Annotated in this window: 14 protein-coding genes, 1 pseudogene and 1 other annotated feature; of the genes and pseudogenes, 3 read left to right on the forward strand and 12 right to left on the reverse strand. The window is 45.8% G+C overall.

Annotated features, from left to right (window positions below; translation table 11 throughout):
* Positions 1-6: 6 nt before the first annotated feature.
* The 4 genes from tyrS to LQV63_RS07025 form a co-directional block, all read right to left on the reverse strand.
* Positions 7-1,266: a tyrosine--tRNA ligase gene (gene tyrS, locus LQV63_RS07010; protein ID WP_233696151.1), complete on the reverse strand. Its 1,260-nt coding sequence runs from the start codon at positions 1,264-1,266 to the stop codon at positions 7-9.
* 86 nt (positions 1,267-1,352) lie between these two features.
* Positions 1,353-1,575: a binding site (T-box leader), on the reverse strand.
* A 104-nt stretch (positions 1,576-1,679) separates the two neighbouring features.
* On the reverse strand, positions 1,680-1,952 hold the full coding sequence (locus LQV63_RS07015; protein WP_233696152.1) for a helix-turn-helix transcriptional regulator: 273 nt from the start codon (positions 1,950-1,952) through the stop codon (positions 1,680-1,682).
* 21 nt (positions 1,953-1,973) lie between these two features.
* Positions 1,974-2,342, reverse strand: coding sequence for a methyl-accepting chemotaxis protein (locus LQV63_RS07020; RefSeq protein ID WP_325175859.1), 369 nt, complete (start codon positions 2,340-2,342; stop codon positions 1,974-1,976).
* Positions 2,308-2,571 carry a protoglobin domain-containing protein gene (locus tag LQV63_RS07025; protein WP_233696154.1) on the reverse strand — a complete coding sequence of 88 codons (264 nt, stop codon included), beginning with the start codon at positions 2,569-2,571 and terminating at the stop codon, positions 2,308-2,310. Before LQV63_RS07025 ends, LQV63_RS07020 begins: the two co-directional genes overlap by 35 nt.
* Positions 2,572-2,728: 157 nt before the next feature.
* Between LQV63_RS07025 and LQV63_RS07030 the strand changes: the two genes are divergently transcribed.
* On the forward strand, positions 2,729-3,007 hold the full coding sequence (locus tag LQV63_RS07030) for a response regulator (protein WP_267933920.1): 279 nt from the start codon (positions 2,729-2,731) through the stop codon (positions 3,005-3,007).
* A gap of 180 nt (positions 3,008-3,187) precedes the next feature.
* Here LQV63_RS07030 and LQV63_RS07035 read toward each other — a convergent pair whose 3' ends face one another.
* The 4 genes from LQV63_RS07035 to LQV63_RS07050 form a co-directional block, all read right to left on the reverse strand.
* On the reverse strand, positions 3,188-4,141 hold the full coding sequence (locus LQV63_RS07035) for a siderophore ABC transporter substrate-binding protein (RefSeq protein ID WP_233696155.1): 954 nt from the start codon (positions 4,139-4,141) through the stop codon (positions 3,188-3,190).
* 112 nt (positions 4,142-4,253) lie between these two features.
* Positions 4,254-5,012 carry an iron ABC transporter ATP-binding protein gene (locus LQV63_RS07040; protein WP_019423450.1) on the reverse strand — a complete coding sequence of 253 codons (759 nt, stop codon included), beginning with the start codon at positions 5,010-5,012 and terminating at the stop codon, positions 4,254-4,256.
* A complete protein-coding gene (locus LQV63_RS07045) occupies positions 5,006-5,956 on the reverse strand; it encodes an iron chelate uptake ABC transporter family permease subunit (protein ID WP_019423449.1) in 951 nt (316 codons plus the stop codon). The genes LQV63_RS07040 and LQV63_RS07045 overlap by 7 nt, the downstream gene beginning before the upstream one ends.
* A complete protein-coding gene (locus LQV63_RS07050) occupies positions 5,946-6,899 on the reverse strand; it encodes an ABC transporter permease (RefSeq protein ID WP_019423448.1) in 954 nt (317 codons plus the stop codon). The genes LQV63_RS07045 and LQV63_RS07050 overlap by 11 nt, the downstream gene beginning before the upstream one ends.
* 471 nt (positions 6,900-7,370) lie before the next feature.
* Here LQV63_RS07050 and LQV63_RS07055 point away from each other — a divergent pair, with 471 nt between their 5' ends.
* Positions 7,371-8,771 (forward strand): sulfatase-like hydrolase/transferase, encoded by a 1,401-nt coding sequence (locus LQV63_RS07055; protein ID WP_019423447.1) that lies wholly within the window; start codon positions 7,371-7,373, stop codon positions 8,769-8,771.
* A gap of 30 nt (positions 8,772-8,801) precedes the next feature.
* Here the strand turns inward: LQV63_RS07055 and LQV63_RS07060 are convergent.
* From LQV63_RS07060 to LQV63_RS07070, 3 genes and pseudogenes are all read right to left on the reverse strand, one after another.
* A pseudogene (locus LQV63_RS07060) lies at positions 8,802-8,954 on the reverse strand (ATP-binding protein); the annotation flags it as partial.
* A gap of 39 nt (positions 8,955-8,993) precedes the next feature.
* Positions 8,994-9,278: a histidine kinase dimerization/phospho-acceptor domain-containing protein gene (locus LQV63_RS07065; protein ID WP_233696157.1), complete on the reverse strand. Its 285-nt coding sequence runs from the start codon at positions 9,276-9,278 to the stop codon at positions 8,994-8,996.
* Between the two features lie 66 nt (positions 9,279-9,344).
* Positions 9,345-9,938, reverse strand: a complete 594-nt coding sequence (locus tag LQV63_RS07070; RefSeq protein ID WP_267933921.1) for a PAS domain S-box protein — start codon at positions 9,936-9,938, stop codon at positions 9,345-9,347.
* Between the two features lie 444 nt (positions 9,939-10,382).
* Here LQV63_RS07070 and LQV63_RS07075 point away from each other — a divergent pair, with 444 nt between their 5' ends.
* Positions 10,383-11,147 (forward strand): endonuclease/exonuclease/phosphatase family protein, encoded by a 765-nt coding sequence (locus LQV63_RS07075; RefSeq protein WP_233696159.1) that lies wholly within the window; start codon positions 10,383-10,385, stop codon positions 11,145-11,147.
* A gap of 205 nt (positions 11,148-11,352) precedes the next feature.
* On the opposite strand, the gene LQV63_RS07080 is transcribed toward LQV63_RS07075, so the two are convergent.
* Positions 11,353-12,279 carry a DMT family transporter gene (locus LQV63_RS07080; RefSeq protein WP_233696160.1) on the reverse strand — a complete coding sequence of 309 codons (927 nt, stop codon included), beginning with the start codon at positions 12,277-12,279 and terminating at the stop codon, positions 11,353-11,355.
* Positions 12,280-12,284: the final 5 nt, after the last annotated feature.

Below are 12,284 nucleotides of genomic sequence, written 5' to 3' on the forward strand. Positions count from 1 at the left end.
GGTAATTTATCCCAATTTCACTAGGCTGTAGTTCTTTTTGCCTTTGCGAATAATAATAAATCTGCCATCGAATGAGTTTTCCATGGTTACATCCATGCTTACATCAGTTACTCGTTCACCATTCATGGAAATTGCTCCGTTCGTGATATCTTCTCGAGCCTGACGCTTAGACGGTTCAATGCCTAGATCGACTAACCACTCCACAATATTTTTTGTTTCTTTTGAAGCATGGAAGGTAGGCATGTCTTTAAATCCTTGCTCAATTTCATCTGCGGTTAATGATTTAATATCTCCGCTGAATAATGCTTCTGTTATTTTTTTCGCTTGATTCAACAATTCATCACTGTGCACAAATCTTGTCATTTCTTCCGCCAATACTTTTTGTGCTTCACGTTTATGCGGTTCTGTTTTCACCTTGACTTCTAATGCGTCGATCGTCTCTTTATCTAAGAAGGTGAAGAATTTCAAGTATCTAATGACATCACGGTCATCTGTGTTAGCCCAGAACTGGTAGAATTCAAATGGCGTTGTTTTGTTAGCATCTAACCATACTGCCCCGCCAGCTGTTTTACCGAACTTGGTGCCGTCCGCTTTTAACATTAATGGAATCGTTAATCCGAATACTTTGGCGCTTGAACCTTCTTTTTTACGAATCAAGTCCAGACCACTTGTGATGTTCCCCCATTGGTCGGCACCACCAATTTGCAATTGAACATCTTCTTCTTTGAATAGATGATGGAAGTCCATTGACTGAAGAATCTGGTATGAGAATTCCGTGAATGAAATACCACTATCTAGACGACTTGCTACAATGTCTTTTGCCAGCATCGTATTGACACTGAAATTTTTCCCGTAGTCACGCAAGAAGTCTATTATGTTTATTTTATGTGTCCAGTCATAGTTGTTTACCATTTTCAGTTCATTGCTGCCGCCTGTATCAAAGAGCTTTTTCATTTGTGCAGTCAGAGCTTCAACATTCTCTTGCACTTGCTCTAATGTTTGCAATTGACGTTCTGTTTGACGTCCGCTTGGGTCACCAATTGTTCCGGTCGCTCCACCAATTAAGATAACAGGACGGTGTCCAGCTAACTGGAAGCGTTTCATCATCATAAATGGAATTAAATGTCCAATGTGCATACTATCACCCGTTGGATCGACACCACAGTACAGGGAAATCTTCTTTTCATTTACCAATTCGCGTAATCCTTCTGCATCTGTCTGTTGGTTGATCGCATCGCGCCATTCGAGTTCTTCGATAATATTCATGGTTGTCCAACTCCTTTTATTTTTAAATCTCCTATACGTATGACAAACGCTGATATAAAAAAAATCGCCCTTATGTCTATAGTAGACATAGGGACGATTTATTAACCGTGTTACCACCCAAATTGTATTAATAGCGCTGCAGTCACTATTAATACCACTCTCAGCAATAGTATCGATTGCTAATCCGCTTAGCATTACCTAAGATACTCCAGAGTGTAATTCACAGGTTTGTTTGTACTAGGTTGCATCAACCCCTAGCTTTCTGGAAACAGTGACAAACATGCTACTAGGCTCTTTCAACGTATATCATATATAAGATTACAGAACAGTATAGTGAATAAAAGAATACTTGTCAATAAACTTTTAGACTAATATCGATTATCTCACCCACCTTAAGACGGAGAAGCCTTTCACTAGGCCGTAAATTGATGCACAATGAAGGAGGATAACAGCTTTCGCGTTGATCCTGCCCCCACTTTGTTCCTGATCTTTTCAATGTGGTTTTTCACCGTTTTCTCACTAATCATGCAATGGCTAGCAAGTTCTTTGTTACTATATCCGTACACAACCATAAGATTCATAATCTCACTCTCCCGCTTGGTCAAATGATATTGATCGGCGAAGGAGCGAATCACTTGATCCATGGTCGTCATCGGAACGGGTTGCTCGTCGTATTCTGTATTCATGCTCTGTACCTCTTGTGAACGTTAAATTTCCGCTTTCAGCAGCTCTAACTCATGTGTAACTTCTTCGATCATCGTAACCGTAGACGCGATCTCCCCCGCTGTTGCCGCTTGTTCATCGGAGTAAACCGTCATACTTTGCGACCCTTTTTGAACGCTTTCAAGAACTCTGGAAATCACTTTGAGCTTTCCTTCGATTTTGTTCAGCGCTGCCTTGGAATTGCCCGCCAATTTCCGTACTTCATCTGCCACGACACTAAATCCTCTGCCATGCTCCCCTGTTCTCGCTGCTTCAATAGCCGAATTCAAGCCAAGGAGATGACTTTGCTCCGAAATGCCCCTCATGACATTACCCATATTATGAATGTCGGAAACCTCCTTGTTCAATTCCATCACTTTGCAGTGGGTCTGCTGCTGTTTCTTTTAATCGTTCGATCGTACTATGTTTAGTAATGAGCTCAAGACGTTCGGGCTGAGATACAAACTGTTGGTACAATTCATCTACAAGCTGATTGGTCACACTGGCAAACTCCGCTTTCTTACTTTTTAAGAGGGATAAATCTCTGTCTGTAATCCCAATAAATTCAAGCTGGATTCTTCGTTCCGCCTGCAAAGTAATCATCGATTACTTCTCCTTATTAACCATAAACAATGTGAAGTCGAGCCTAACTATTATACAACCGATATTGGGGATGTCCAACAATTATCAGTATGAAGCATGACAGCAATATTTAAAATATTAATGAATATTGGGATGAAATCGGATGGGAGGGAACGTCATGGACTTCAAAATTGTGGCTGACGATGAGCAAGCGATTGCTAGTGCGATCGCCTATGCATTGAGACGGGAAGGATATACGGTTGAGACGGCCACAGATGACGAAGAAGCGCTGAGCAAGACGGAATCGTTCCAACCTCATGTGTTGGTGTTGGACGTCATGATGCCGAAGATGAGCGGCTTCGACGTATGCCGCAAGCTGAAGCATCCGGACACGAAGACGGCCCAACTCGTCACCGCGTACTTGGATATTCTCAAACAGAACGGAGATGTCATCTAAAATCCAGGTACAGATAGTATCTTTGGGGCACCGAAGGAGAACGTTCTTCCGTTCTGGGATGGCATAGATGAACAGGTCAAGCGCATGCTCGACGGTGAATCAGGTAAATAGACGCACAAAAAAAGTGCATGGAAGCAGGCCCGTTATACGCCTGTTTTCATGCACTTTGATAGTTAAGTCTTACTTGGTGCCTGCCTCTATTTCCTTCACCATTTCTGCAACGGAGAGCAGTCCGCCACCGGACAGATACCAGAAGCTCGGATCCAGATAGACGATATTGCCGTCTTTAAATGCTTTTGTATTTTTGACCAGCTCATTCTCCACTACTTGCTTCGCAGACGATTCGCCGCCTATTGCCGCGCTTCTGTCAACGACGAACAGGTAGTCCGGGTCTTTTTCCACAATATATTCAAAGGAAATGCCTTTACCGTGCGTGGAAACCTCAATATCTTTATCTACTGGAGTGTAGCCGAATACGTCATGGATTATGCCGAATCGGGAACCTGCTCCGTATGCGCTGATTTTACCGTCGTTCGCCAAAATGATGAGCGCGTTTTTGTTGTTTGCCGTCACTTTTTCATTTAACTTTTTAATCGATTCATCGATGTTGGCCAGTTCTGTTTTCACTTCGTCTTCTTTGCCGAAAATTTGCCCGATAGTCGTTGCATTCTCTTTGAAGGAATCCATGTAACGCGCCGTATCGACACCCAAGTAAATCGTTGGGGCAATTTTCGTAAATTCTTCATACATGTCAGATTGTCTGCCGGAAATGATAATTAAATCCGGAGCAAGCTCATTGATTTTCTCGAAATCCGGCTCTTTCAAGCTGCCGACATTCGTATATTTGTCGTCTTCGAATTTGGAAAGATACGGCGGCAAGTTGCCTTTCGGCATCGCAGCTACTTCGATCCCTAATTTATCCAATGAATCCAATGCGCCAAAGTCAAACACGACGATCTTCGAAGGATTTTTCTTTACCTTCGTTTCCCCTAATTTATGCTTGATCGTAAGCTCTTCAGCCGGTTGGTTTGTTCCCGCTGCGTTGGACGCATCGCCTTTTGATTCCTTTTGCCCGCAAGCCGCTACTACCGTGACCAACATGGCAATTATGAGAAGCATAACTGTCTTTTTCATTTTTCCACCTCGATATTTTTTTATTGATGCTGTTCGCACCGTGACCCTTTTGAAAATGCATGTATATCATTTCAATGAAACCAGACGGAATCATTGAAAGCTGTAACCCGTGTTAAGCGAAATAGACACAGATCTTGTTGTCATTGATATCTTCGATCTGAATGTCCATATCATATATTTCCTGCAATACGGACGGGACGATAATCTCCTTGGTGGTGCCTTCTCTGACGACTCTGCCGTTCTTGAGCGCGACGATATAATCCGAATAACAGGAAGCGAAATTAATATCATGGATGACGATAACGATCGTCTTGCCAAGCTCATCCACCAGTCTCCGTAAAATTTTCATAATTTGCACGGAATGCTTCATATCCAAATTGTTAAGAGGCTCATCCAGAAGGATATACTCCGTATTTTGGGCGATGACCATGGCGATGTAGGCCCGCTGCTTCTGGCCTCCGCTTAGTTGGTCCAAATATTTATGCTCTATATCCTTAAGATCCATATATTCAATCGCTTCATCGACATATTTCCAATCCTCTGTCGTCAGCCTGCCTTGCGAATAGGGAAAGCGTCCGAAGGATACGAGCTCCCGAATCGTCAACCGGAGATTGATATGATTGGACTGCTTCAGAATCGATATTTTTTTCGCCAAATCATTGCTCTTGCATTGACTGATATCTTGCTCGTCGATGTAAATGTCTCCTGCGTCTTTCGAAATCAGACGGCTGATCATTGACAGCAGCGTGCTCTTCCCTGCCCCGTTCGGACCGATAAAGGAGGTGATCTTGCCCTTCTCTATCGTAACGGACACCTGTTCCACCACGTTTTTGTTCCCATATTGCTTTGAGACATTTTTTACTTCTACCACGATTTATTCTCCTTTAATAGAAGATAGATGAAGTAACCCCCGCCGACGAAATTGATAATGACGCTTAAGGTAGTGGAGAACGTAAATACTCTTTCCACAATCAACTGTCCCCCGACTAACGCGATGATGCTGATGAGGACGGAGCCTAAAATCAAAAACTTATGCTGGTACGTCTTCAAGAACTCATACGTCACGTTCACGACGAGCAGCCCCAGGAACGTGATAGGGCCAACCAGCGCCGTTGAGATGGAAATGAGTATCGCGACGACAATCAGCAGCCGCTTGACCACATAATCATAATCGACGCCCAGGTTGATGGCCTGCTCTCTTCCCAACGACAGCACATCCAAGTACTTGGTGAATCGCATGAAATACAACGACACGAGCAGCACCGAGATGCTGGCGATAATAAGCAGATCGGTTTTGATATTGTTGAAGCTCGCGAACATCTTATCCTGCACGATGGCGAACTCATTCGGATCGATGAGCACCTGCATGAACGTGGACAGACTTCCGAACAAGGTGCCGAATATCAATCCGATTAACAATAAAAAATAAATATTTTGATCTTCGCGCTTGAAAATGACTTTGTATAAAATACTTGAAAACAGAACCATAAGGCCAACGGAAATAATAAAGTTGATATTGCTGTTCGTTATCGTCGCGTTCATCGAGCCGAATACGAAGATGACGAACGTCTGGATTAACATATATAGCGAATCCAAGCCTAAAATGCTCGGCGTCAATATGCGGTTGTTCGTTATCGTCTGGAATACGGTCGTCGCAAAGGCGATACAGCCCCCAGTCAATATAATTGCAAATACCTTCATGCCTCTTCGTGGAAGGACATAGCCCCAGTTGTTTCCGATTTTGATAAATACAAATACGGCAATCAACGCGACGGCAATGGTGGCGAGAACTCCTAGTTTTCCTTTATAGCCCATGTGCCCTTCTCCTCATCAGTAAGTAAACGAAAATAGCACTTCCTATGACACCGACGGTCAAACTAATCGAAATCTCATACGGATAAATAATGATTCGACCGAGTATGTCACAGAACAAGACGAATACGGCCCCAAGCAGAGCGGTATGAGAAAGGCTGTTCTTCAAATGATCACCTTGGTATATGGACACGATGTTCGGCACAATCAAGCCCAGAAACGGTATCGTCCCTACCGTTAGCACGACCGAGGAAGTCACCAGAGCCACAATTACTAAGCCGATATTAACGACCCGTTTGTAATTCAACCCTAAGTTCTTGGAGAAATCCTCGCCCATTCCGGCAACCGTAAATTTATTGGCATACAGGTAAGCAATGACGATGAGCGGAATGCTGATATACATCAGCTCGTACCGCCCCTTAAGAATCATGGAGAAATCGCCCTGCAGCCATGAGGACATATTCTGAATCAAATCATACTTATATGCGAAAAAGGTAGAAATCGAACTGATAATGTTGCCGAACATCAACCCGACAAGCGGAATGAAGATCGCATCTTTGAATTTGATCTTGTCTAGAATCTTCATAAATACAAAAGTTCCGAGCAAGGCAAAGACAAAGGCGACAATCATCTTAAGCAGCGGACTGGCGCTCGTAAACAACATCAAAGATACGAGAATGCCGAGCCGGGCCGAGTCCAACGTCCCCGCCGTCGTCGGCGACACGAACTTATTGCGGCTTAACTGCTGCATAATCAAGCCGCAGATGCTCATGCTGACGCCTGCAATAATAATGCTGATAAGGCGCGGCAGCCTACTGACGAGCAAAATTTGTGCTTGGTCATCCGACAAATGAAATAAATCCAGCGGCGTTATATCCTTGACCCCGATAAAAACCGAGGCAAATGAAAAAATAATGAGGGCGATAACCAAGTATCTTTTCTTCATGACTCTTCCTTTTTGCAGAGTGTGATTTTTTATTTATGTATAAATACGAAATGATGGATAAATATAGGCAGTAATGATATTCATTATCAATAAGCTCAGGGAGTATTGTAGCCTACCTTAAAATGAGTGTCAAGATTAATGATAATAATTATCATTGGAAAATGATAAAATCATCACTGACGTGTTGTCAATGGTCGTTAGCTTACCTTTATTCATCATATCATTGCTCGATTGTGTGCGGTCCGCTTAGCTCTCCTTTTTTTCATAGTGAATTCCAATTCCATTTTCTGCTATAATACACGTAATCGTTTTCAGTTAATCGACATCAACCCATATTATTCGACCACCACGATTTTCTGGACAAGCTTGCCGGCAAGCTTGACATGCAGCAAGGTCTAGGCGAATGCACACAGCCACGATGGGAATCAGATATGAATTCATAAGCTACCTATATTATGGGAGGCGGTATTTATGCAAAATAAGGCGGCAGGCAGCAAACCGAATATCGTGTTAGTGTTAACGGACGATCAAGGGGCATGGGCCATGGGATGCGCCGGAAATCATGAAATTCACACGCCCAACCTCGACCAGCTTGCGGCACAGGGAATCCGGTTCGCCAACTTCTTCTGCACCTCTCCCGTCTGTTCGCCGGCGCGGGCATCCCTGTTCACCGGGCGCATTCCATCGCAGCATGGCGTTCACGACTGGATCCGGGAAGGAAACATAGGACCAGACGCGATTCCGTATTTGGCTGGTCAGACTGCCTTCACCGAAATTTTGGCGGAGAACGGTTATGTGTGCGGCATCAGCGGGAAGTGGCATCTTGGTGACAGCATGACACCGCAAAAAGGCTTCACCCACTGGTTCGTTCATCAGACCGGAGGGAGTCCCTATTACAATGCGCCGATGGTGCGGGAAGGTGAACTCGTCTGTGAAAAAGGCTACATTACCGATGTCATTACGGATGATGCACTGCAGTTCCTGGAATGGCAGGACAGTTCACGACCTTTTTATTTGAGTGTTCACTATACGGCGCCGCACAGTCCTTGGATTGGGAACCATCCGCAAGCCTTCACCGACCTGTACGCTGACTGTCCATTCGAGACGTGTCCGCAAGAACCCGCACACCCTTGGCGCATTCCGACCGCTCCCGGACCAGAAAATCCGCGGGACAATGCAATCGGCTATTACGCCGCCATTACGGCGCTGGATGCCAACGTTGGCCGGATTCTCCACAAGCTGGATAAGAAGGGCTTGCGCGATAATACGCTCGTCATCTTCTTGAGCGACAACGGGTTCAACACGGGGCATCACGGCATATGGGGCAAAGGCAACGCCACGTTCCCGCAAAATATGTACGACACCTCTGTCAAAGTTCCCGCGCTATTCAGTCATGGCGGAAGGATCCCGCACGGCATCGTATGCGAGCAGTTGGTGAGCGGGTATGATTTCATGCCCACGCTGCTCGATTATGTCGGCTTGACACACGACGAAGCTGAGCATCTCCCCGGGAGCAGCTTCCTCCCGCTTCTGCTCGGGGAAGAGATGCAGGAGCGGGACAATATCGTCATCTATGACGAATATGGTCCGGTCCGCATGATTCGGAGCAAGGAATGGAAGTATGTTCATCGCTATCCTTACGGCCCGCACGAGCTGTATCATCTGGCAGCCGATCCGGGAGAACGCAGCAACTTGATTGATCATCCAGACTATCGTCGTCAAGCTGCCACGATGAAGGCGCAGCTGGAAGCATGGTTCCACCGTTATGTCGACCCTGCCTTGGACGGGACGAAAGAGGCCGTCTACGGTTCCGGTCAGCTGCGTCTTGCCGGTCTCGCCAGCCGCGGTGAGAAGGTGTACGAGGAGCAATGAAATTGGACCCTGGATTTCCGTCTAAGGAATTCAGGGTCTATCTATTCGTTGCTCCGCTTCCGTAATGACAGGCAAGCTGATTGTAAACGTGGTCCCTTGCTGCGGCAAGCTATCCACCGATATGCTTCCTCCATGATTGTCAATAATATTGTAGCTGACCATTAAGCCAAGGCCCGTTCCTGTATCCTTCGTCTTGAATCGTTATATATACGGATTCCTCCCTTAACAAAACATCGATGTTTCAATGCTTTTCAATTCGGATTCTACGATGTCATAGTATTGTTCCTTCTCTCCCTTTAATGTCCGCATCAGTTTAATAAATCCGTTGATCGAGGTGAGCGGGTTACGAATTTCATGTGCAATCCCTGCCGCCAGTTGGCCGACAATCGACAGCTTCTCCGAATGAAGCATCCGCTCTTCTTCTTTCTTCCGTTCCGTGACGTCCTGGAATACCCCGATTACCGCTCGTTCTCCGCAATAGGTAGCTGGAATCGAGATCCCTTCCACATACTTCAACTCTCCGTTATAACACGTAATCTTATATTTGGCGTTCCCTATCTTCTCCCCTTGACGCTATTTGCGCCTTCTCTCTTCCAACTTATCGTGATTGCTCGGATCTACGATATCGTTCGTGGACGTTCCCAGTACATCCTCTGCGCTCTCGGCCCCAATTAAATTGAGCGCGGCGCGATTGACATACTGACATACACCGCTTTGAGTGATGAGCACGGCTAACGGCAGCTCTTCCAACAGGTTGCGGAAGGACTCTTCCTTTTCCCTTAACACGTCTTCCGTCTGCTTTTGTACAATTTCGGTCAGCTTTTTTGCCGTAATGTCATGGAACTGCGAGAATAAAAAGACAGGCTCTCCCTTCTCGTTATATACAACCGATGCGATAACCATGCACCATACCGTTTGACCCAGCCTATGAATATAGCGTTTCTCCATATGATACGCTTCTATTTTCTGGTTCAATAGCTGATTGACATACTCCAGATTTTCTTCCAAATCATCCTGATGGGTAATCGACTGAAAATTCATTGACAGTAATTCTCGTTCATTGTAGCCGACCATGTCGCATAGTGCCCGATTAACTTGTATGAAGCAGCCTTCTAATGATACGATTGCCATCCCAATAGACGCATTGTTGAAAGCGAAATCGAACAAGTCAATTTGCTTCGAGAGTATCCCCTTTCAATCGCCACATCCCCAATAAATGAATTACGCACGGAATGATGTATGTCTTAATATAAGGAACGGCAAATACCAAAATATTGATTTTATGTGTTTTGTACGGAATAATTCGCTACAGGAATGGAATATCCTCGTTCACGAATCAACTTTTTTCCATAAACGATGTATTGTATCCTTTGTCTTTCAAGGCACACGTAATACATGACAGGCTCTGTTGGAAGGGGAAAATGAGCGCAGATTGGCATAGCAACATTGCGGTACTGACCCATACTTACGGTGAAAGTGCCTCTGCCCCCCAACAGCGGAAGACGATTATGACGATGATGGGATTCGTTCGTTAAGGTTGGGAGTGATTGGAGGACTTCTATTGACGGCTGCCGCAATCTATGCAAATGTAGGTAACGAAGGACGATATTCATGCAATCATTCAGGGGTGAAATGATGATAGAGATGCATACTTCGCTTACCGTCATGTCGTACAACATTCAGCATGGCCGTGGAATGGATGACCGGTACGATCTGGTCCGGATTGCGAATGTCATTCGTGATTCCGGGGCGGATATTATCGCTCTGCAAGAGGTCGATCGCCACTTCGCGGACCGAAGCAACTACGAGGATACGATTGCCGTATTGGCGGCGCAGTTGGAGATGAATTACGCCTATGGCGCCAACTTGGATTGGGCCCCCGAGCCGGGACGCAGCGAGCGGCGGCAATACGGAATAGCCGTGTTAAGCAAATACCCGATCGTGAAGCAGCGCCATTACCTGCTGAACAGCTTCGACAGCGAACAGCGCGGGCTGTTGGAGACGGAAATCGACGTGAATGGTGCCCGGCTGTTTTTCTATGCGACCCATCTCGGCCTGGAAGAGAACGAACGGATGGCGCAAACAGAGGAAATTCTCGAAATTGCCGCAGCACGAGCAGGTTCTGCCGTTGTTGCGGGCGACTTCAACGCCTATCCGGATGGTCCGGAAATTGCGCACATGACGCAAGCTTTTTGCAATGTGTTTGCTGATATGCCTATGGCATATACGTATCCTGCTGGGGAGGCAAATGAAACGCTCGACTACATCCTCGTTGGCAGTGAGGTTATCTTCGGAGAGCGGCGCGAGGTTATCCAGACGCTAGCGTCGGATCATTACCCAATCGTGGCAAGATTGTCGTTATCGCGGGAACGATAATGCGCACAGGGGCGCCAGAAACTCTATAAGCGGGAATCAATCCCCGATTCGAGGGGAGATCGATTTCACTTTAAGAATCCCGGCGCTCCATTTTCCGACTGCCATTCCACAAAAGTCAGCCAAGCACGCACACGACCATCATTCTCCGTATCATAATAAAGGCATTATATAAATAACATGCTTTTCATAAGGATGGATGCGATTATTAATGCTCCTTACTTCCTCTATTTTGCTGTACCCTAGCATGTGCCTGCCCGGACGTCTCCTTCACCTTCGGCTTAACCAACGCGAATGCCATTCCGCCGAAAATCAACACAATGCCTGCCATCTGCATGCCGGTCGGCCGGAATCCCGTAAACACTGTATCCAGCAGAATGGCTACGGCCGGATCGAGAAATACGAGTGCTGAAATAATGCGCGTCGGCAAATAACGCAAGCTGTCAAAAAACAAATAATAGACAAATCCGGTATGAATGAATCCCGTAGCTACAATGGCGGACCAATTGCTTGCAGTCACACCTTCAAAAGCACTGAAATCGACAAACGGCAGCAAAATGAAGATGCCGAGCGTTGTCTGCAATACAGTCATGGCATAGGCGCTCATATTCGCAACGCCCTTGCCCAGCAATGTCGTAAACGCATAAAACAGAGCAGCCAGCAGCGCCCATATTACGCCCGAAGACAGTAATTCATCAAGTGATGTGCCGCCATTGAGGCCAATGACGAGCAAGGTGCCAATGAAGCAGATGACGATAGACATAAACGCCAGCAGCGTCAATCTTTCTTTAAATACGATACTTCCGATCAGAATGACGATCACCGGAGCCAGATGATAGATAGAAATGGCTATCGTAATGGACATCAGCTCAAAAGCTTTGAATAGAAACACCCAATTGAATACGAGAAAAACGCCGCAGGCCAAAATTTGAGCGACTTCTTTCTTGTGCCACCGTTCTTGTCTATATTGTCCAGACAGAACCCAGCATAGACTCAAAAACAATGTCGCACAAATACAACGCACAAAAACCAATTCGAGTGACGGCAGACCCGTATGTTCGGAGAAGAAGCCGATCGAACCGAATATACACATCGAAATAATCATTTTAACCATAGGCAGTGATAATGACTTCATACTAG

The organism is Paenibacillus profundus (assembly GCF_021369635.1).
Taxonomy (GTDB): domain Bacteria; phylum Bacillota; class Bacilli; order Paenibacillales; family Paenibacillaceae; genus Paenibacillus_B; species Paenibacillus_B profundus.